Source organism: Enterobacter sp. DC4, assembly GCF_000568095.1.
GTDB classification, from domain to species: Bacteria; Pseudomonadota; Gammaproteobacteria; order Enterobacterales; family Enterobacteriaceae; genus Enterobacter; species Enterobacter pseudoroggenkampii.
On sequence record NZ_AZUB01000012.1, the window covers coordinates 68,389 to 89,452 of the forward strand.

Here is a 21,064-nt window from a genome sequence, read left to right on the forward strand (position 1 = left end):
ACGGGGAGAGGGAACAAACACTAAAGCCCTTTTCGAAGAAAAGGGCTTACTGTTTATTTGGCGTCAATAAACACAATCTTCAGCACAAACAGCAGCGCCACAACGATGACGCACGGGCTGAGGTCGCGGAAGCGGCCGGTACCGATCTTCATTACGCAGTAAGAGATAAAGCCCAGCGCGATACCTTCGGTAATCGAGAAGCTGAACGGCATCATCACGGCGGTAATAAACGCCGGCACCGCTTCGGTTAAATCATCCCACTTCACGCGTGACAGGCTGGAGGTCATCAGCACACCCACGTAGATCAGCGCACCCGCCGCCGCGTACGGTGGAACCATACCCGCCAGCGGAGAGAGGAAGATCACCAGCAGGAACAGAATACCCACGACCACCGCCGTCAGGCCGGTACGGCCGCCCACGGATACGCCGGAAGAAGATTCTATGTACGCGGTAACAGACGAGGTTCCGATAAACGCACCGGTCACAGAGGAGACGCTGTCCACAAACAGCGCCTGCTTCATGCGCGGGAATTTCCCTTTTTCATCCGCCAGACCCGCTTTGTCGGTCACGCCGATCAGCGTACCGGAGGAGTCGAACAGGTTCACCAGCATGAAGGAGAAAATCACGCCCGCCAGGCCCAGGTTCAGGGAGCCAGCCAGATCGACGTGACCAACAACGGTAGAGATGCTCGGTGGCGCGGAAACGATGCCGTTATAGTGAACGTCGCCCAGCATCCAGCCCAGCAGGGTGGTGACCACGATAGACACCAGCACCGCCGCGTGAATATTGCGGGAAGCCAGGATCGCGATGATAAAGAAGCCCAGCACGCCCAGCAGCACGTTATGAGAGGTCAGGTGACCGATGCTCACCAGCGTATCCGGGTTCGCCACGATCACGCCGGCGTTTTTCAGCCCCATCATCCCGATAAACAGACCGATACCGCTGGTAATGCCCACGCGAAGGCTCACGGGGATGTTCGCAATCATCCAGTAACGCACGCGGAAAATGGTCAGCAGCAGCAGGCCAACCGCGCCCCAGAAGATGGCGCCCATGCCAACCTGCCACGGCAGACCCATCGCCTGAACCACCACGAACGCGAAGAACGCATTCAGGCCCATCGCCGGTGCCAGCGCAACCGGCAGGTTAGCGAACACACCCATCAGAATGCTGCCAAGGGCGGCGATCAGGCAGGTGGTTACAAAGACGGCGCTGGTATCCATGCCAGCAACGCCCAGAATTTGAGGGTTCACAAAAACGATATAGACCATCGTCAGGAAGGTGGTGAAACCCGCGATCACTTCGGTGCGTGCCGTTGTGCCGTGCTCGCGCAGTTTGAAAACGCGCTCAAGCAGACCCTGACCAGACGTCTGGGTAGTGTGTTGTTGACTCATCATCAATTTCCGAACAAGGAGGGAAAATTCGTCGCTATCCTATACCAAAATGCGACAATAGTGGCAGTTACGTGATACTTTTTTCATTGAATTTGCTTATACGGCAACGATTGCGTTTCGGCGAACTGCCGTACGTAAACGTTAAACTGGTTAAAAGGGAAAGGCATGTCCGGAATTGAAGCGGTATTTTTCGACTGCGACGGTACGCTGGTCGACAGTGAGGTCATTTGTTCCCGCGCGTATGTGGCCATGTTCCAGGAATTTGGCATTACGCTGGAACTCGAAGAGGTGTTTAAACGCTTTAAGGGCGTGAAGCTCTACGAGATCATCGACATCATTAACGAAGAACACGGCGTCGTTCTGGAGAAAGCGGCTCTGGAACCGGTGTACCGCGCCGAGGTTGCACGCCTGTTCGATTCGGAGCTGGAGGTGATTCCGGGCGCAAACGCGCTGCTGGATGCGATGACGGTACCAATCTGCGTCGTCTCTAACGGCCCGGTCAGCAAAATGCAGCACTCGCTGGGCAAGCTTGAGATGCTGCACCACTTCCCGGAAAAACTGTTCAGTGGCTACGATATCCAGCGCTGGAAGCCGGACCCGGCACTGATGTTCCATGCGGCAAAGGCGATGAACGTTAACGTAGAGAACTGCATTCTGGTGGATGACTCGTCTGCTGGCGCGCAGTCGGGGATTGATGCGGGAATGGAGGTGTTTTACTTCTGCGCCGACCCGCACAACAAGCCGATCGATCATCCAAAAGTCACGACCTTCACCGATCTGGCGCAGTTGCCCGCGCTGTGGAAGGCGCGCGGATGGGATATTACTCGCTGAAAAAACAAAGCCGGATGGCGCTAACGCTTATCCGGCCTACAGGGCTAGTAGGGCGGGTAAGCGCTAGTGCCACCCGCCACAAACATTACTCTTTCGGATCTTTACCCGCCAGCAGCTTATCCAGCTCGTCGCCGCCCACGTGACGGAAGTCCTGACCTTTCACGAAGTAGAAAATGTATTCGCAAATGTTCTGGCAGCGGTCGCCGATACGCTCGATGGAGCGCGCGCAGAACAGGGCAGTCAGTACGCTTGGGATCGTACGGGAATCTTCCATCATGTAGGTCATCAGCTGACGCACGATGCCTTCATACTCCTGGTCGACCTTCTTGTCTTCACGGTAGATACGCACCGCTTCGTCCAGGTCCATACGCGCAAAGGCATCCAGCACGTCGTGCAGCATCTGCACGGTGTGACGGCCCAGCGACTCCAGACTCACCAGCAGCGGCTGGTGCTGCTGAGAGAACTTCTCCAGCGCGGTGCGGCAGATTTTATCGGCCACGTCACCAATACGCTCCAGCTCGGCGATGGTTTTGATGATTGCCATCACCAGACGCAGGTCGCTCGCCGTCGGCTGACGTTTCGCGATAATGCGCACGCAGGCCTCGTCGATAGCGACTTCCATCATGTTGACGTTTTTGTCGCCTTCAATGACGCGCTTCGCCAGCTCGCTGTCCTGGTTGTGCATTGCCGTAATTGCATCAGAAAGCTGCTGCTCAACCATGCCACCCATGGTCATCACCTGCGTGCGGATGCTTTCCAGCTCTGCGTTGAACTGGCCTGAAATATGTTTATTAAGATTGAGGTTGTCCATGGTTTCTCCACATGCACTAAGGCAAATCAACCGTAGCGGCCAGTAATATAATCTTCGGTTTGTTTCTTCGCGGGCTTAGTGAACAGATCGTCCGTGTTACTGAACTCAATCAATTCACCCAGGTACATAAACGCCGTGTGATCGGAACAACGTGCAGCCTGCTGCATGTTATGGGTCACGATAACCACGGTGTAATCCTGCTTCAGCTCGGTGATCAGCTCTTCAATGCGGCCGGTTGAGATCGGGTCCAGCGCTGAACACGGCTCATCCAGCAGCAACACTTCAGGGCGAATCGCAATACCGCGCGCAATGCACAGACGCTGCTGCTGACCACCGGAGAGAGAGTAACCGCTCTGGTGCAACTTATCTTTGGTTTCGTTCCATAATGCGGCCTTGGTCAAAGCCCACTGCACGCGCTCGTCCATATCAGCACGGGAGAGCTTTTCAAACAGACGAACGCCAAAGGCGATGTTGTCATAAATGGACATCGGGAACGGTGTGGGTTTCTGGAACACCATCCCCACTTTGGCGCGCAGCAGGGCAATATCCTGAGCCTGGGTCAGAATGTTTTCGCCGTCGAGGATGATTTCCCCTTCAGCGCGCTGCTCCGGATAGAGAGAATACATTTTGTTAAAGGTACGCAGCAGCGTGGATTTCCCACAGCCGGACGGACCGATAAATGCCGTGACCTGGTTCTTGGCGATATCCAGGTTGATGTTCTTCAGGGCATGGAATTTGCCGTAGTAGAAGTTCAAATCACGAACCTGAATCTTACCCGGGGCAGTATCAACCATACTCATTGACTCATTTCCTCATTCGGCGCCGCGAGCTGCCGCGCCGTAAAAAATTAACCGTGTTTCTTCTTCGCGAAAATGACGCGCGCCAGAATGTTCAGCAACAGTACGCAAAGGGTAATGATCAGCACCCCGGCCCAGGCCAGCTGCTGCCATTCCGCGAAGGGGCTCATCGCAAATTTAAAGATCGTCACCGGCAGGTTGGCGATCGGCTGCATCATGTCCGTGCTCCAGAACTGATTGGAGAGGGACGTAAACAGCAGCGGCGCCGTTTCACCCGCGATACGCGCAACCGCCAGCAGGATACCGGTCATGATCCCGGAGACCGACGCCTTCAGCGTAATCGCCGAGATCATCTTCCATTTCGGCGTACCCAGCGCATAAGCCGCTTCACGCAGGCTGTCCGGCACCAGTTTCAGCATGTTCTCGGTGGTTCGAATCACAATCGGCACCTGCAGCAGCGCCAGTGCAATCACACCCGCCCAGCCGGAGAAGTGTTCCATCTGCGCCACCACCACGGTGTAAACGAACAGACCCACGACAATAGACGGGGCTGACAACAAAATGTCGTTAATGAAGCGAATCACTTCCGCCAGCCAGGATTTACGGCCGTATTCTGCCAGGTAGATGCCCGCCATGATGCCCAGCGGCGTGCCGAAGACCGTCGCCCAGAGGATCAGCAGTCCGCTACCCGCCAAGGCATTCGCCAGGCCACCACCCGCCGTGTTCGGCGGCGGCGTCATTTCGGTGAACAGCGACAGTGACATTCCGTCAATTCCGCGAACGACCGTCGAGAAGAGGATCCAGACCAGCCAGAACAGGCCGAATGCCATCGTCGCCATAGAGAGCGTCAGGGCAATGCGGTTTTTCATGCGGCGTCTGGCCTGCATTTTACGGCGAGATTCCGCCAGTTCAGCGGTTGCTTGCATTTCGAGAGTAGCCATTAGCGTGCCCCCTCATTTTTAGCGAGGCGCATAATCATCAGCTTGGAAATCGCCAGAACAATGAAGGTGATAACGAACAGAATCAGACCCAGCTCCATCAGCGCCGCCACGTGCAGCCCCGATTCCGCTTCCGCAAATTCATTCGCCAGCGCCGAGGTAATACTGTTACCCGGCATGTAGAGCGACGCGCTGTCGAGCTGGTAGGTGTTACCGATGATAAAGGTAACCGCCATGGTTTCACCCAGCGCACGACCTAAGCCCAGCATCACGCCCCCGATCACCCCATTTTTGGTGAACGGAAGGACGATGCGCCAGATCACTTCCCAGGTGGTGCAGCCGATACCGTAGGCCGACTCTTTCATCATCACCGGCGTTTGTTCGAAGACATCGCGCATAACCGCCGCAATGTACGGAATAATCATGATGGCGAGGATCACACCTGCCGCCAGAATGCCAATACCGAAAGCCGGGCCAGAGAACAGGGCCCCCACAAACGGAATGGCAGAAAGAACGTTACCGACCGGTTCCTGGAAGTATGTGGCGAACAGCGGTGCAAAGATGAACAGACCCCACATGCCGTAGACGATACTTGGAATGGCCGCCAGCAGTTCGATGGCAATACCCAGCGGGCGCCGCAGCCAGCCCGGCGCCAGCTCCGTCAGGAACAGGGCAATACCAAAGCTCACCGGAACCGCAATCAGAAGGGCGATGAACGAGGTCATCAGCGTGCCGTAAATCGGCACCAGGGCACCGTAGATGTCGTTCGGCGCGTCCCACTCTTTGGTCCACAGGAAGGAGAAACCGAATTTCTGGATGCTCGGCCATGAGGAGAAAATCAGAGACACAATAATGCCGCCCAGCAGCAATAGCACAATCAGCGCAGCCAGTTTAACCAGCGCGCTGAAAATCATGTCACCTTTTTTACCCGGAGGGTTAAATGCAGGCTTGGTTGCAGCCATAAATTACTCTTCTGTTTGAGACGTTTTTACGAATATGCCCGGTGGCGCTAACGCTTACCGGGCCTACAGCTTAAACCGTAGGGCGGGTAAGCGCAGCGCCACCCGCCATCTTCGTTAAATATATCCTGTTAGTACAGCGCTTTACCGCTGCTGTCTTTCACGTTGGTTTTCCATGCAGCGCGAATCTGCTCAACCACGTTGTCCGGCAGGGTGGCGTAATCCAGGGCGTTAGCCTGTTTGCCGCCGTTTTTGTATGCCCAGTCGAAGAACTTCAGCACTTCGGTGCCCTGCTCAGGTTTCTTCTGCTCTTTGTGAACCAGGATGAAGGTGGTAGAGGTGATTGGCCATGCACCTTCGCCTTTCTGGTTAGTCAGATCCTGCGCGAACGATTTGCTCCAGTCAGCGCCCTTCGCTGCGTTAGCAAAGTTCTCTTCGGTTGGGCTAACCGGTTTGCCGTCGGCGGAAACCAGTTTGGTGTAGGACAGGTTGTTCTGCTTCGCGTACGCATACTCTACGTAGCCGATGGAGCCTGGCAGACGCTGTACGAACGCGGCGATACCGTCGTTACCTTTACCGCCCAGACCGGTTGGCCAGTTAACGGTAGAGCCGGAGCCAACTTTAGATTTCCACTCTTCGTTCACTTTTGCCAGGTAGCTGGTGAACACGAAAGAGGTACCGGAACCATCCGCGCGGCGAACCACGGCGATGTTCTGAGAAGGCAGCTTCAGGCCTGGGTTGAGTTTAGCGATCGCTTCGTCATCCCATTTTTTGATTTTGCCCAGGTAGATGTCACCCAGGGTTTTGCCGTCCAGCACCAGCTCGCCCGACTTCACGCCCGGCAGGTTGATGGCCAGGACCACGCCACCGATCACGGTCGGGAACTGGAACAGGCCTTCCTGAGCCAGTTTGTCATCAGACAGTGGAGCGTCAGACGCGCCGAAATCAACCGTGTTCGCGGTAATTTGTTTAACGCCACCGGAGGAGCCGATACCCTGATAGTTAACCTTGTTACCGGTTTCTTTCTGGTAGGTATCCGCCCATTTGGCATACACCGGCGCAGGGAAGGTTGCACCAGCGCCAGTCAGGCTTGCTTCTGCAAATACAGAGAACGCGCTCAGAGATAAGGTCGCGGCGACAACAGTTGCGACAGTGGTACGCATAACTTTCATAATGTCTCCTGCAAGATTTTCGTAAATCGTTGTTTAGTGGCTACGATGAGCAAAATAGGACAAACAGGTGACAGATAAATGTACGAATTATGACAGTTTTATGACAATGAAAATTTCACTTAAAAAACAGTAAAAGAAAACTTATTTTTCAATGCGTTAGCCACGTTTATGACAAGACGTTTTCAGAAATATTTTCTTTATGTGACACTGAAAAAAGTAGCTGAAGATGACTAATTGTCATTATTAAAAATGAGAAAGGATTGATGAAAAACAAACCAGGCAGGATAAAAAAGCTCCACCCGAAGGTGGAGCCTGAAGGGATTATTCTACGGTAACCGATTTCGCCAGGTTACGCGGCTGGTCAACGTCGGTGCCTTTGATCAGCGCAACGTGATAGGCCAGCAGCTGCAGCGGAACGGTATAGAAGATGGATGCAATCACCTCTTCCACATGCGGCATCTCGATGATGTGCATGTTGTCATTGCTGACAAAACCGGCATCTTTGTCGGCGAAGACGTACAGGACACCACCGCGGGCGCGGACTTCTTCGATGTTAGATTTCAGTTTTTCCAGCAGTTCGTTGTTTGGTGCCACAACGATGACCGGCATATCCGCGTCAATCAGCGCCAGCGGGCCGTGTTTCAGCTCGCCTGCCGCATAGGCTTCAGCGTGAATGTAGGAGATCTCTTTCAGCTTCAGCGCGCCTTCCAGCGCAATCGGATACTGATCGCCACGACCCAGGAACAGGGCGTGATGTTTATCAGAGAAGTCTTCCGCCAGCGCTTCAATGCGTTTGTCCTGAGACAGCATTTGCTCAATGCGGCTCGGCAGCCCCTGCAGGCCGTGAACGATGTCGTGCTCAACGGAAGCATCTTCGCCTTTCAGACGCGCCAGCTTCGCCACCAGCATCAGCAGAACGGTCAGCTGCGTGGTAAACGCTTTGGTGGAGGCCACGCCGATTTCGGTGCCTGCTTTGGTCATCAGCGCCAGATCGGATTCACGCACCAGGGAAGAGCCAGGAACGTTGCAGATGGCCAGTGAGCCCAGGTAACCCAGCTCTTTAGAGAGACGCAGCGCGGCCAGCGTGTCCGCCGTTTCGCCAGACTGGGAAAGGGTGATCATCAGGCTGTTACGACGTACCGCAGATTTGCGATAGCGGAATTCAGACGCGATTTCCACATCGCACGGCACGCCCGCCAGGGATTCAAACCAGTAGCGAGAAACCATACCGGAGTTGTAGGAGGTGCCGCAGGCCACGATCTGAATGTGCTCAACCTTGCCGAGCAGTTCGTTCGCGTTTGCACCCAGCTCGCTCAGATCCACTTCACCGTGGCTAATGCGCCCGGTCAGGGTGTTTTTGATGGCGTTTGGCTGCTCGTAAATCTCTTTCTGCATGTAGTGACGGTAAGCGCCTTTATCGCCCGCGTCGTACTGCAGATTCGATTCGATCTCCTGACGTTTCACCTGCTCGCCTTTGGTATCGAACACGGTCACGCTGCGGCGAGTCACTTCCGCGATATCACCCTCTTCGAGGAAGATAAAGCGACGGGTAACCGGCAGGAGCGCCAGCTGGTCAGAAGCGATGAAGTTTTCGCCCATGCCCAGACCGATAACCATCGGGCTACCGGAACGCGCGGCCAGCAGCGTGGACGGGTCGCGGGAATCCATGATCACCGTACCGTACGCACCGCGCAGCTGAGGGATAGCACGCAGCACCGCATCACGCAGTGTGCCGCCCTGCTCAAGCTCCCAGTGCACCAGGTGAGCAATCACTTCGGTGTCAGTTTCAGAGACGAAGGTGTAGCCGCGCGCTTTCAGTTCTTCGCGCAGCGGTTCGTGGTTTTCGATAATGCCGTTGTGCACGACCACGATGTGTTCAGACACATGCGGGTGCGCGTTACCTTCAGACGGTTCACCGTGCGTCGCCCAGCGGGTGTGCGCAATACCGGTACCACCGTGTAGCGGATGTTCTTCCGCGGCCTGGGCCAGCATCTGCACTTTACCGAGACGACGCAGACGGGTCATATGACCTTCTGCATCGACGACAGCCAGACCGGCTGAGTCGTAACCACGGTATTCCAGACGACGTAAACCTTCGAGAAGGATTTCAGCAATATCACGCTGCGCAACTGCGCCAACAATTCCACACATAATTTTAGATTCCGAATTTAGGCATTATGCCTGCGTTGTCGCTGACCTGCATTTACCCTTTCCGGGCGCCCCGAGCCTTGTAGAGAGTGGGGTTATTTTTATGGGTACTGCTTGTGGGGGGAGATATATATTTATCTCCTCACCCGGGTTTGCCTGATGACGGCTACGCCTTATCAGGCCTACTCAATCGTAGGGCGGGTAAGCGTAGCGCCACCCGCCTTGTTGTTACTTTTTCTTCACCGGGCGTTTCCAGCCCTGCTTGCTGACCTGCGGAACGCGGCTTAACACCAGCGCGTTCTCGGCCACATCGCGCGTAACGGTTGTTCCGGCGGCAATGGTCACCCCGTTACCCACGGTAACAGGTGCCACCAGCTGCGTATCGGAGCCAACGAACACGTCATCACCGATGATGGTTTTAAACTTATTCGCGCCGTCATAGTTACAGGTAATCGTCCCTGCACCAATATTCACGTTATTGCCAATTTCCGCGTCGCCCAGATAGGTCAGATGACCGGCTTTCGAGCCTTTACCCAGACGCGCTTTTTTCATTTCCACGAAGTTACCCACGTGAGCGCCTTCCAGCAACTCAGCGCCTGGGCGCAGACGCGCAAACGGGCCGATGGTACAGGCGGCATCCAGACGGGCATCTTCCACCACGCTGTACGGACTGATTTCGCAGTCGTCACCGATGACGCTATTTTTAATCACGCAGCCGGTGCCAATTTTGACGCGGTTGCCCAGCGTCACGTGACCTTCGAGGATAACGTTAGTATCAATCTCAACGTCACGCCCGTGAGATAACGAACCACGCAGATCGAAACGCGCCGGATCGCGCAGCATCACGCCCGCCAGCAGCAGTTTTTCGGCCTGCTCGGACTGATAAATACGCTCAAGACGGGAAAGCTGCAGGCGGTTGTTCACACCGTCCGTTTCGCTGATGCGCGCCGGATGAACGGCGGCAATTTCACGCCCTTCGTGGTACGCCATCGCAATGATGTCGGTGATGTAGTATTCACCCTGCGCGTTGTTGTTGTTGAGTTTGGACAGCCAGCGCTTCATATCCGCGCCATTGGCAATCAGGATACCGGTGTTGATCTCCTGAATCTTGCGCTGTTCGTCGCTGGCATCTTTATGCTCAACAATACCCGTGACGTTACCGTTTTCACGGGTGATGCGACCATAACCGCTCGGATCGTCCAGCACGACGGTCAACAAACCGATGCCGCCCTGCGGTTTGGCTGCACGCAGGTGAGTCAGTGTTTCAACGGAGATCAGCGGGACATCGCCGTAGAGCATCAAAATGTCTTCGTCATCCGCAAAGAAAGGCGCTGCCTGCTGCATCGCATGGCCTGTACCCAACTGTTCGGCCTGAAGCACCCAGTTGAGCTTGTCATCGCTCAGCGTCTTTTTAAGCAGATCGCCACCGTGGCCGTAGACCAGGTGGACCTGGCTCGCACCCAGTTCATTCGCTGCATCAATGACATGCTGCACCATTGGCTTTCCTGCAAGCGTGTGGAGCACCTTAGGCAGATCGGAATACATGCGGGTCCCTTTGCCTGCGGCAAGGATCACCACGCTCATCGCACTGTTTGACATACGCATCCTGACGGTAGTTTGAGTGTGAAGTAAAAACGTTTGATGCTTAAAATTCTACATCTTTTTAATCATGAATTAAGGCCGAAAAAAAAAGCCAGCCTGGTATCCAGACTGGCTTTTGTGCTTTTCAAGCCGGTGTTACATCGCTTTTTTGGTCAACTCGATAACGCGCAGTTTCGCGATCGCTTTGGCCAGCTCCGCAGACGCCTGAGCGTAATCCACGTCACCATGAGAGCTGCTAATGTGCTCTTCAGCCTTACGCTTCGATTCCAGGGCTCGCGCTTCGTCGAGATCCTGGCCACGGATAGCGGTATCGGCCAGAACGGTCACACTGCCTGGCTGCACTTCAAGAATGCCGCCGGACAGATAGATAAACTCTTCGTGACCGAACTGTTTAACGATGCGGATCATACCAGGCTTAATGGCGGTGAGCAGCGGTGCGTGACCCGGGAAGATACCCAGTTCACCTTCACTACCCGTTACCTGGATTTTCTCGACCAGACCAGAGAACATTTGTTGCTCTGCGCTGACGACGTCCAGGTGGTAAGTCATTGCCATATCACCCTCCGATTAAGGCGTTAAAGTTTTTTGGCTTTTTCCACGGCTTCGTCGATGGAACCAACCATGTAGAACGCCTGCTCCGGCAGGTGATCGTATTCGCCTTCCATGATGCCTTTAAAGCCACGGATGGTGTCTTTCAGGGAAACGTATTTACCCGGAGAACCGGTGAATACTTCCGCAACGAAGAATGGCTGGGACAGGAAGCGCTGGATCTTACGCGCACGTGCTACCACCAGTTTGTCTTCTTCAGACAGTTCATCCATACCCAGGATGGCGATGATGTCTTTCAGTTCCTGGTAACGCTGCAGCAGGGACTGTACGCCACGCGCGGTGTCGTAGTGTTCCTGACCAACAACCAGTGGATCCAGCTGACGGCTGGTGGAGTCCAGCGGGTCAACGGCCGGGTAGATACCCAGAGACGCGATCTGACGGCTCAGTACCACGGTTGCATCTAAGTGCGCAAAGGTGGTGGCTGGTGATGGGTCAGTCAAGTCATCCGCAGGTACGTATACCGCCTGAACGGAGGTGATAGAACCGGTTTTGGTAGAGGTGATACGTTCCTGAAGAACACCCATCTCTTCCGCCAGCGTAGGCTGATAACCTACCGCTGAAGGCATACGACCCAGCAGTGCAGATACTTCCGTACCGGCCAGGGTGTAACGATAGATGTTATCAACGAACAGCAGAACGTCACGGCCTTCGTCACGGAATTTCTCAGCCATAGTCAGACCGGTCAGCGCAACGCGCAGACGGTTTCCTGGTGGCTCGTTCATCTGGCCGTAAACCAGGGATACTTTGTCCAGAACGTTGGAGTCGGTCATTTCGTGGTAGAAGTCGTTACCCTCACGAGTACGTTCACCTACGCCCGCAAACACAGAGTAACCGGAGTGCTCGATCGCGATGTTACGGATCAGCTCCATCATGTTTACGGTTTTACCTACGCCCGCACCACCGAACAGACCAACTTTACCGCCCTTCGCGAACGGACACATCAGGTCGATAACTTTGATACCGGTTTCCAGCAGTTCCTGAGAGCTGGACAGCTCTTCGTAGGAAGGTGCCGCGCGGTGGATAGCCCAACGCTCTTCTTCACCGATGTCGCCTTTCATGTCGATTGGTTGACCCAATACGTTCATGATACGACCCAGTGTTGCTTTACCTACCGGGACTTCGATCGGGTGCTCAAGGTCTTTTACTTCCAGACCACGACGCAGACCGTCGGAAGAACCCATCGCGATGGTACGCACGATACCGCCGCCGAGCTGCTGCTGAACTTCCAGCACCAGGCTCTCGTTACCATTCTGTACCTCAAGCGCGTCGTACACGCGTGGTACGGCGTCCTGAGGGAACTCGACGTCCACCACGGCGCCGATTACCTGGACAATCTTTCCAGTAGCCATCTTGAATCCTCTACGTAATTCGTAAACCTGGTTAAACCGCGGCGGCCCCCGAGACGATCTCGGTGAGTTCCTGAGTAATGCTGGCCTGACGAGCTTTGTTGTAAACCAACTGCAGCTCTTTAATCAGGCTGCCGCCATTATCGGTCGCGGCTTTCATCGCCACCATTCGTGCGGCCTGCTCGCTGGCCAGGTTTTCTACAACGCCCTGATAAACCTGAGATTCAACGTAACGACGCAGCAGGGTATCCAGCAGCGGTTTCGGATCGGGTTCATACAGGTAATCCCAGGTTTTTTGCTTCAGCTCGCCATCTTCTGATGCCGGTAACGGCAGCATCTGCGTGAGCGTTGGAACCTGAGACATGGTGTTAATGAATTTGTTGCTGACAACGTACAGTCTGTCCAGACGGCCTTCATCATAAGCCTGCAACATCACTTTAACCGGGCCGATCAGTTCGGACAGGGACGGGTTATCACCCATACCGGTCACCTGAGCGACAATGTTGCCACCAACGGAGTTAAAGAAAGAGACGCCTTTAGAGCCGATCATTGCGATATCGCACTGAACGCCTTTTTCAGACCATGCTTTCATATCCGCCAGCAGTTTTTTGAACAGGTTAATGTTCAAGCCGCCACACAGACCACGGTCGGTCGACACCACCAGGTAGCCCACGCGCTTAACGTCGCGTTCTTCCAGGTAAGGGTGCTTATATTCCAGATTACCGTTTGCAAGGTGACCAATCACTTTGCGCATGGTTTCTGCATAAGGACGGCTGGCCGCCATGCGATCCTGCGATTTACGCATTTTGGAAGCGGCGACCATCTCCATCGCTTTAGTGATCTTTTGCGTGTTCTGGACGCTTGCGATCTTACTACGTATCTCTTTTGCGCCGGCCATGAGCTTCTCCTCAATGCCAGGCGGCTTGTCTCAAGACAAGCCGCCGGACGATTACCAGGATTGGGTTGCTTTGAAGGAATCGAGGATAGCTTTCAGCTTGCCTTCGATTTCGTCGTTATAGCCACCGGTCTGGTTGATCTCTTGCATCAGCGGAGCGTGATCACGGTCGACGTAAGCCAGCAGAGCGGCTTCGAAGCTACCGATTTTCGCCAGTTCCACATCTTCGAGGTAACCGCGTTCAGCCGCGAACAGAACCAGGCCCTGCTGAGCAACAGACATTGGTGCGTACTGTTTCTGCTTCAGCAGCTCGGTCACTTTCTGACCGTGACTCAGCTGTTTACGGGTTGCTTCGTCCAGATCGGATGCGAACTGAGAGAACGCAGCCAGTTCACGATACTGTGCCAGCGCGGTACGGATACCACCGGACAGTTTCTTGATGATCTTGGTCTGAGCAGCACCACCAACACGGGATACGGAGATACCCGGGTTAACTGCCGGACGAATACCGGAGTTAAACAGGTTGGTTTCCAGGAAGATCTGACCATCGGTAATGGAGATTACGTTGGTCGGAACGAACGCAGAAACGTCACCCGCCTGGGTTTCAATGATCGGCAGAGCGGTCAGAGAGCCCGTTTTACCCTTCACTTCACCTTTGGTGAAGTTCTCGACGTATTCCGCGTTAACGCGGGAAGCACGCTCCAGCAGACGAGAGTGGAGGTAGAATACGTCGCCAGGGAACGCTTCACGTCCAGGTGGACGACGGAGCAGCAGGGAAACCTGACGATAAGCAACAGCCTGTTTAGACAGGTCATCGTATACGATCAGTGCATCTTCACCGCGGTCACGGAAGTATTCGCCCATTGCGCAACCGGCGTATGGTGCCAGGTATTGCAGTGCAGCAGATTCAGACGCAGTTGCTACCACAACGATGGTGTTAGACAGTGCGCCGTGCTCTTCCAGTTTACGAACCACGTTAGAAATGGTGGACGCTTTCTGGCCGATGGCCACGTACACGCATTTGATGCCGGAGTCACGCTGGTTGATGATGGCGTCGATAGCCATCGCGGTTTTACCGGTCTGACGGTCACCGATGATCAGTTCACGCTGACCACGACCGATTGGAATCATGGCATCAACGGACTTATAACCTGTCTGAACAGGCTGATCTACGGACTGACGGTCGATAACGCCTGGTGCGATAACTTCGATTGGGGAGAAGCCATCGTGCTCAACCGGACCTTTACCGTCGATTGGCGCACCCAGGGTGTTAACAACGCGACCCAGCAGGCCACGGCCAACCGGTACTTCCAGAATACGGCCAGTACACTTAACCTTCATGCCTTCGGCGAGGTCAGCGTATGGACCCATCACAACTGCACCTACGGAGTCGCGCTCCAGGTTCAGTGCGATAGCGTAACGGTTACCCGGCAGGGAAATCATCTCACCCTGCATACAATCGGCCAGGCCGTGGATGCGGATAACACCGTCACTTACAGAAACAATAGTACCTTCGTTGTGAGCTTCACTCACAACACTGAACTGAGCAATGCGCTGCTTGATCAGTTCGCTGATTTCGGTGGAATTCAGTTGCATGCTCCAGTCCCCTTAAGACTGCAAGACGTCTGCAAGGCGTTCAAGACGGCCGCGTACGCTGCCATCAATGACCATATCACCCGAGCGGATGATTACGCCTGCCATTACAGACTTATCGATTTTGCAATTCAGCTTAACTTTGCGTGACAGACGTTTTTCCATCGCGGCGGTGATTTTCGCAAGCTGTTCGTTACTCAGTTCAGTCGCAGAAGTCACTTCAACTTCAGCGGTTGCTTCACTAAGGGCACGTAAGTGCTCAAACTGCTCGAGAACATCCGGGAGCACACGGAGACGACCATTTTCTGCCATCACCTTAATCAGGTTCTGGCCGTTGGCATCCAGTTGCTCTCCGCACACGGCGATAAACGACGCGGCGAGAGTTTCAGGTGCTAACGCACCGGAAAGCAACTCAGCCATTTGTTCGTTTTTCGTCACCTCAGCGGCAAACGCCAGCATATCCTGCCAGCGATCGACATTGTGGTGTTCGACAGCAAAGTCAAAAGCTGCTTTGGCGTAGGGGCGAGCTACCGTAACAAATTCAGACATCAGCCCCTCCCTCCTTACAGTTCAGCGACAAGTTTGTCCACGATGTCGCTGTTAGCAGCTTCATCCACGGAACGTTCGATGATCTTCTCGGCGCCAGCAACAGCCAGAATCGCAACCTGCTTACGCAGTTCTTCACGAGCACGTTTACGCTCAGCATCAATTTCTGCCTGAGCCTGTGTCACGATCTTAGTACGTTCCTGTTCTGCTTCAGCTTTGGCTTCGTCCAGGATCTGCGAACGGCGTTTGTTAGCCTGTTCGATGATTACCTGAGCTTCCGCTTTCGCTTTTTTCAGCTGGTCTGTCGCGTTGGCCTGTGCAAGGTCCAAATCTTTCTTAGCGCGTTCTGCAGAAGCCAGACCGTCAGCAATTTCTTTCTGACGTTTTTCGATGGCAGCCATTAAAGGCGGCCATACATACTTCATGCAGAACCAGACAAAGAGAATAAACGCGATGGCCTGGCCGAGGATTGTTGCGTTCATGTTCACAGCACAATACCTCTTTAATTTCTGTGGCTTAGGGTTTTAAAACTACTACTACGCGACAGCAAACATCACGTACAGACCCAGACCTACAGCGATCATTGGGATAGCATCCACCAGACCCATAACGATAAAGAACTGAGTACGCAGCAGAGGAATCAGATCAGGTTGACGCGCTGCGCCTTCCAGGAATTTGCCCCCGAGGATGCCGATACCGATCGCAGCACCGATAGCCGCCAGACCCATCATCACAGCGGCAGCTATGTACAGCAGATCCATATTCAGGTTTTCCATGACAGTCTCCAGTTTGTTTCAATTAAAACGTAGTAGTGTTGGTAAAAAATCAGTGCTCTTCAGACGCCATCGACAGATAGACGATCGTCAGAACCATGAAGATAAAGGCTTGCAGCGTAATGATCAGGATGTGGAAAATGGCCCACGGCACATTCAGAACCCACTGTGACCACCACGGCAGAAGACCCGCGATCAGAATGAAAATCAGCTCACCCGCATACATGTTGCCGAACAGTCGCAGACCCAGTGAAACAGGTTTGGACAGCAGGCTAACGCCTTCCAGGATCAGGTTGACCGGAATAAACGCCCAGTGGTTGAACGGCTGCAAGGTAAGCTCTTTCACAAAGCCGCTTACGCCTTTCATTTTGATGCTGTAGAAAAGAATCAGGATAAACACGCCCAGCGCCATCGACAGGGTGATGTTCACGTCCGCAGACGGTACAACACGCAGTGCAGGCAGGCCGAAGATGTGCTCGCCGATAAACGGCAGCAGATCGATTGGCAGCAGGTCCATCAGGTTCATCAGGAAGACCCAAACGAACACGGTCAGCGCCAGCGGAGCAATCAGCTTGCTCTTGCCATGGTACATGTCTTTGACGCTGCCATGGACGAAGCCGATGATCATTTCGATGAAGGTCTGGAATTTCCCTGGTACACCGCTGGTCGCTCGTTTAGCAACACCGCGGAACATGGCCAGGAACAGAAGACCCAAAACCACCGAGAAGAACATGGAGTCGATGTTGATCGTCCAGAAGGTGGCCGGGGGGTTATGTGGATCCACCAGCGAGAATGTACGCAGGTCCAGCTGAAGGTTATTCAGATGGTGACCTATGTAATCCTGCGGCGTCATATTTTCTGAAGCCATGATGCCTTTTACCCTTTGTTATTGATTACAGCTGGAGCCAGAACTTGTACCACCAGCACCAAAACCCACGTTGCTATCAGCGGCATGAAGACCACTTTCAAAACCGCCAGCGCCATCACCAGTAGAGCAAAGGTCAGCAACACCTTACACACTTCGCCGAGGGCGAAGGACCAGGCCACGCGGCCTTTGGCGGGTGTATGCGCCTGATGACGCCAGGCAAAAATCATAAACAACACGTTTGGCAGCACAACCGCCAAACCCCCGCACACGGCGGAGATGCCCCAGAAGGGGTCTTTGAGGCTAAACAGCAGTCCACTTGCTATCACAGCCAGAAACTGAACGAACAGAAGCTTACGAGCAACGTTTCTACTCAAGAGCGACACAGACATCACGTTTTTACTCCTGCTCCCTTCGAGGTATGCCGCGTGTCGTATAAAACGTCCTTTAAGGCTCAGAGTCAAGCATCAAAAAGCGGTCAAATTATACGGTGCGCACCCGTGATTTCAAACATTAAGTAGCGAAAAGGTGAATAAATGTTTAAATATTTTTCCCCACCGCTATTTTTTAACTTTCGCTGAAAGCGTCAACCTTCGACCAAAACTGCAAACAGCGCGAAAACGTTGTCGATAAAGCGTGCACGAGATCACAAAACACACATTTGCGATAAGGTTGTATTTATCAAAGGCGCAAATCGCGAAAATTTATCTTTATGAAATTAAACACAAAATGTCGCAACTATTTTCAAAACAGCCCAGTACACAATAAAAACCTTTTATTGACATTCTTAATAAATAATTAACATTGCGTTCTGGTTACTGCCTTCCACTTTTAGCAGACTTATATTTTCACAGATGACTATCTTCTAGGTGAATAATAGGCGCTACGTTAACCGGAAGAAAAACCTTAGTGAAGCAGAGGTTAAAAGCTCCCCGATAAAACCCCGGTAGTTGTGCTGTTTTTTAACATGATAAGAACAGCACGAATTCCACATTTTTTATTAATTTTTTAAAAATTGTTTGGCTTAATTATCACCAGATGACGTTCACCTTCGAGCTGAGGAATCTGTAATTTCTCAATAGACTCGACAGCAAAACCGTCTGGAAGCTGTTCAATCTCATCGCCTGGCAACTGCCCTTTCAGCGCATAAAAGCGGCCGTTCTCCGCAGGCAAGTGCTTACACCAGCTCACCATGTCATTGAGCGAAGCAAACGCGCGGCTGATAACCCCGTCAAACGGCGGCTCTGCCGGGAATTCCTCTACCCTGCTCTGCACGGGCGTGATGTTCTCAAGCTTCAGCTCATGCTGTACCTGACGTAAAAAGCGCACGCGCTTGCCAAGGCTGTCCAGCAGCGTGAAATGGCTCTCAGGGCGAACAATCGACAGCGGAACGCCCGGTAAACCTGGACCCGTACCCACGTCGATGAAACGCTCACCTTTCAACCATGGGGCAACCACGATGCTATCGAGTATATGGCGAACGAGCATCTCGTTGGGGTCGCGAACAGACGTCAGGTTGTACGCTTTGTTCCATTTGTTCAGCATATCGACATAGGCCACCAGCTGATTTTTCTGGTGATCGGTGAGCGAAATACCTGCCTGATCCAGCAGACGAGAGAGTTTGTTGAGCACGGTGAATACCTGTTTAGAGATTTTTCGCCCGGTGGCGCTGCCGCTTATCGGGCCTACGAATAAGTAGGGCGGGTAAGCGAAGCGCCACCCGCCAAAAGCAATGTCAATTACGCGCTGCGGCGCAACATACCTTGCTTTTTCAGCCAGACCAGCAGGATCGAAATCGCCGCAGGGGTAACCCCCGAGATGCGGGACGCCTGACCGATCGACACCGGTTTGTGATCGTTCAGCTTGGCGATCACTTCGTTAGAAAGACCCGTCACCTGGCGGTAGTCCAGCATTTCCGGCAGCAGCGTGTTTTCGTTACGCTGCTGTTTTTCGATCTCATCCTGCTGACGCGCGATGTAACCTTCGTACTTCACCTGGATCTCAACCTGCTCTGCCGCTTCAGCGTCTTCCAGGCCCGGCGCGAACGCGGTCAGTTTGACCAGGTTCTCGTAGGTGACTTCAGGACGGCGCAGCAGATCTTCCCCGCTGGCCTCGCGCGACAGCGGCGCTGTTAAGTGAGCGTTTACTTCGGCAGCAGTTTCCGCCTGCGGATTCACCCAGGTGGTTTTCAGGCGCTGACGTTCCTGTTCAATGCGTTCCAGCTTCTCGTTGAAGCGCGCCCAGCGTTCGTCATCGACCAGACCGAGTTCACGGCCCATTTCGGTCAGACGCAGGTCGGCGTTATCTTCACGCAGCATCAGGCGATATTCCGCGCGAGAGGTAAACATACGGTACGGTTCTTTGGTACCCAGCGTGCAGAGATCGTCAACCAGCACGCCCAGATACGCCTGAGAACGGCCTGGTGCCCAGCCTTCTTTCTCAGCAGAGAAGCGCGCGGCGTTCAAACCGGCAAGCAGACCCTGTGCAGCCGCTTCTTCGTAGCCGGTGGTGCCGTTAATCTGACCCGCGAAGAACAGACCGTGGATGAATTTGCTTTCCAGGGTTGGCTTCAGGTCACGCGGATCGAAGAAATCGTACTCAATAGCGTAGCCAGGGCGAACGATTTTCGCATTCTCCATCCCCTGCATTGAGCGAACAATTTGCATCTGCACATCAAACGGCAGGCTGGTGGAGATGCCGTTCGGGTAAATTTCGTTCGAGGTCAGCCCTTCCGGCTCCAGGAAGATCTGGTGCTGGTTACGATCGGCAAAGCGCATCACTTTGTCTTCGATCGACGGACAGTAGCGTGGACCGATCCCTTCGATCACGCCAGCATACATGGGGCTACGATCGAGGTTATTGCGGATCACGTCATGGGTTTTCTCGTTGGTATGCGTGATGTAGCACGGTACCTGCTGCGGATGCTGTGCCGCATTACCCATGAACGAGAAGACCGGCATTGGGTTATCACCGTGCTGTTGCGCCAGCACGCTGAAATCAATGGTACGCGCATCAATACGCGGCGGCGTGCCTGTTTTCAGGCGGCTAACGCGCAGCGGCAGTTCGCGCAGACGACGAGACAGTGGAATAGACGGCGGATCGCCAGCACGGCCACCACTGTAGTTATCCAGACCGATATGAATTTTACCGTCCAGGAATGTGCCCACGGTCAGCACCACGGCTTTCGCGCGGAATTTGAGGCCCATCTGGGTCACGGCACCCACGACGCGATCGTTCTCAACGATAAGATCTTCAACCGCCTGCTGGAAGATCATCAGGTTCGGCTGGTTCTCCAGGGCGGTACGCACCGCCTGACGGTAAAGTACGCGGTCTGCCTGAGCACGGGTCGCACGGACAGCGGGGCCTTTACTCGCGTTTAGTATCCTAAACTGGATGCCAGCCTGATCGATCGCTTTCGCCATCAGGCCGCCAAGTGCATCCACTTCTTTTACCAGGTGTCCTTTCCCAATGCCGCCAATCGCCGGATTACAGGACATTTGTCCCAGCGTGTCGATATTGTGTGTCAAAAGCAGGGTCTGCTGACCCATTCGCGCTGCGGCCATTGCGGCCTCAGTGCCTGCGTGACCCCCGCCAATGATGATGACGTCAAAAGGATCCTGATAAAACATGGTGGTCTGCCTCGCGTAAAGCGGTATGAAAATGGATTGAAGCCCGGGCCGTGGATTCTACTCAACTTTAGTCTTTCGAGAAAGCATTGGGATCCTGGGCTATTAAAAAGAAGATCTTTTTATTTAGAGATCTGTTCTATTGTGATCTCTTATTAGGAT

The 21,064-nt window shown here is 53.9% G+C and carries 20 protein-coding genes; 1 reads left to right on the top strand and 19 read right to left on the bottom strand.

What is annotated here, in order from left to right; all coding sequences use genetic code 11:
• Positions 1-53 precede the first annotated feature (53 nt).
• Positions 54-1,391 (bottom strand): adenine permease AdeP, encoded by a 1,338-nt coding sequence (adeP, locus tag P349_RS02070; RefSeq protein WP_024907880.1) that lies wholly within the window; start codon positions 1,389-1,391, stop codon positions 54-56.
• A gap of 165 nt (positions 1,392-1,556) precedes the next feature.
• On the opposite strand from adeP, the gene yieH reads away from it, so the two are divergent.
• A complete protein-coding gene (yieH, locus tag P349_RS02065; protein WP_032648584.1) occupies positions 1,557-2,222 on the top strand; it encodes a 6-phosphogluconate phosphatase in 666 nt (221 codons plus the stop codon).
• A gap of 85 nt (positions 2,223-2,307) precedes the next feature.
• Here yieH and phoU read toward each other — a convergent pair whose 3' ends face one another.
• The 18 genes from phoU to mnmG form a co-directional block, all read right to left on the bottom strand.
• Complete coding sequence (phoU, locus tag P349_RS02060) at positions 2,308-3,033, bottom strand: phosphate signaling complex protein PhoU (RefSeq protein ID WP_008500182.1); 726 nt, start codon at positions 3,031-3,033, stop codon at positions 2,308-2,310.
• Positions 3,034-3,059: 26 nt separating this feature from the next.
• Complete coding sequence (pstB, locus tag P349_RS02055; protein WP_008500183.1) at positions 3,060-3,833, bottom strand: phosphate ABC transporter ATP-binding protein PstB; 774 nt, start codon at positions 3,831-3,833, stop codon at positions 3,060-3,062.
• Between the two features lie 47 nt (positions 3,834-3,880).
• Positions 3,881-4,771 carry a phosphate ABC transporter permease PstA gene (gene pstA, locus P349_RS02050; protein ID WP_024907882.1) on the bottom strand — a complete coding sequence of 297 codons (891 nt, stop codon included), beginning with the start codon at positions 4,769-4,771 and terminating at the stop codon, positions 3,881-3,883.
• A complete protein-coding gene (gene pstC, locus P349_RS02045; protein WP_024907883.1) occupies positions 4,771-5,730 on the bottom strand; it encodes a phosphate ABC transporter permease PstC in 960 nt (319 codons plus the stop codon). The genes pstA and pstC overlap by 1 nt, the downstream gene beginning before the upstream one ends.
• A gap of 128 nt (positions 5,731-5,858) precedes the next feature.
• Positions 5,859-6,899, bottom strand: a complete 1,041-nt coding sequence (gene pstS, locus P349_RS02040) for a phosphate ABC transporter substrate-binding protein PstS (RefSeq protein ID WP_024907884.1) — start codon at positions 6,897-6,899, stop codon at positions 5,859-5,861.
• 321 nt (positions 6,900-7,220) lie between these two features.
• Positions 7,221-9,050 carry a glutamine--fructose-6-phosphate transaminase (isomerizing) gene (glmS, locus tag P349_RS02035; RefSeq protein WP_032648587.1) on the bottom strand — a complete coding sequence of 610 codons (1,830 nt, stop codon included), beginning with the start codon at positions 9,048-9,050 and terminating at the stop codon, positions 7,221-7,223.
• A gap of 225 nt (positions 9,051-9,275) precedes the next feature.
• Entirely contained in the window at positions 9,276-10,646 is a 1,371-nt protein-coding gene (glmU, locus tag P349_RS02030; protein ID WP_032648588.1) for a bifunctional UDP-N-acetylglucosamine diphosphorylase/glucosamine-1-phosphate N-acetyltransferase GlmU, read from the bottom strand.
• Between the two features lie 138 nt (positions 10,647-10,784).
• The gene (locus P349_RS02025; protein ID WP_006177560.1) at positions 10,785-11,204 is read right to left on the bottom strand and encodes a F0F1 ATP synthase subunit epsilon; all 420 of its coding nucleotides are present in this window, start codon (positions 11,202-11,204) and stop codon (positions 10,785-10,787) included.
• Positions 11,205-11,224: 20 nt separating this feature from the next.
• Positions 11,225-12,607, bottom strand: coding sequence for a F0F1 ATP synthase subunit beta (gene atpD, locus P349_RS02020; RefSeq protein ID WP_006177559.1), 1,383 nt, complete (start codon positions 12,605-12,607; stop codon positions 11,225-11,227).
• A 31-nt stretch (positions 12,608-12,638) separates the two neighbouring features.
• On the bottom strand, positions 12,639-13,502 hold the full coding sequence (gene atpG / locus P349_RS02015; protein WP_024907886.1) for a F0F1 ATP synthase subunit gamma: 864 nt from the start codon (positions 13,500-13,502) through the stop codon (positions 12,639-12,641).
• A 51-nt stretch (positions 13,503-13,553) separates the two neighbouring features.
• Positions 13,554-15,095 (bottom strand): F0F1 ATP synthase subunit alpha, encoded by a 1,542-nt coding sequence (gene atpA, locus P349_RS02010; RefSeq protein WP_006808751.1) that lies wholly within the window; start codon positions 15,093-15,095, stop codon positions 13,554-13,556.
• A 12-nt stretch (positions 15,096-15,107) separates the two neighbouring features.
• On the bottom strand, positions 15,108-15,641 hold the full coding sequence (gene atpH / locus P349_RS02005) for a F0F1 ATP synthase subunit delta (RefSeq protein ID WP_024907887.1): 534 nt from the start codon (positions 15,639-15,641) through the stop codon (positions 15,108-15,110).
• Between the two features lie 14 nt (positions 15,642-15,655).
• A complete protein-coding gene (gene atpF / locus P349_RS02000; protein WP_014072436.1) occupies positions 15,656-16,126 on the bottom strand; it encodes a F0F1 ATP synthase subunit B in 471 nt (156 codons plus the stop codon).
• 48 nt (positions 16,127-16,174) lie between these two features.
• Positions 16,175-16,414, bottom strand: coding sequence for a F0F1 ATP synthase subunit C (atpE, locus tag P349_RS01995; RefSeq protein WP_003023794.1), 240 nt, complete (start codon positions 16,412-16,414; stop codon positions 16,175-16,177).
• Positions 16,415-16,463: 49 nt separating this feature from the next.
• On the bottom strand, positions 16,464-17,279 hold the full coding sequence (gene atpB, locus P349_RS01990; RefSeq protein ID WP_008500193.1) for a F0F1 ATP synthase subunit A: 816 nt from the start codon (positions 17,277-17,279) through the stop codon (positions 16,464-16,466).
• Between the two features lie 8 nt (positions 17,280-17,287).
• Positions 17,288-17,668 (bottom strand): F0F1 ATP synthase subunit I, encoded by a 381-nt coding sequence (atpI, locus tag P349_RS01985; protein WP_023333920.1) that lies wholly within the window; start codon positions 17,666-17,668, stop codon positions 17,288-17,290.
• A gap of 616 nt (positions 17,669-18,284) precedes the next feature.
• Entirely contained in the window at positions 18,285-18,908 is a 624-nt protein-coding gene (gene rsmG / locus P349_RS01980; protein ID WP_024907888.1) for a 16S rRNA (guanine(527)-N(7))-methyltransferase RsmG, read from the bottom strand.
• 107 nt (positions 18,909-19,015) lie between these two features.
• Positions 19,016-20,905 carry a tRNA uridine-5-carboxymethylaminomethyl(34) synthesis enzyme MnmG gene (gene mnmG, locus P349_RS01975; RefSeq protein WP_023333918.1) on the bottom strand — a complete coding sequence of 630 codons (1,890 nt, stop codon included), beginning with the start codon at positions 20,903-20,905 and terminating at the stop codon, positions 19,016-19,018.
• Positions 20,906-21,064 lie beyond the last annotated feature (159 nt).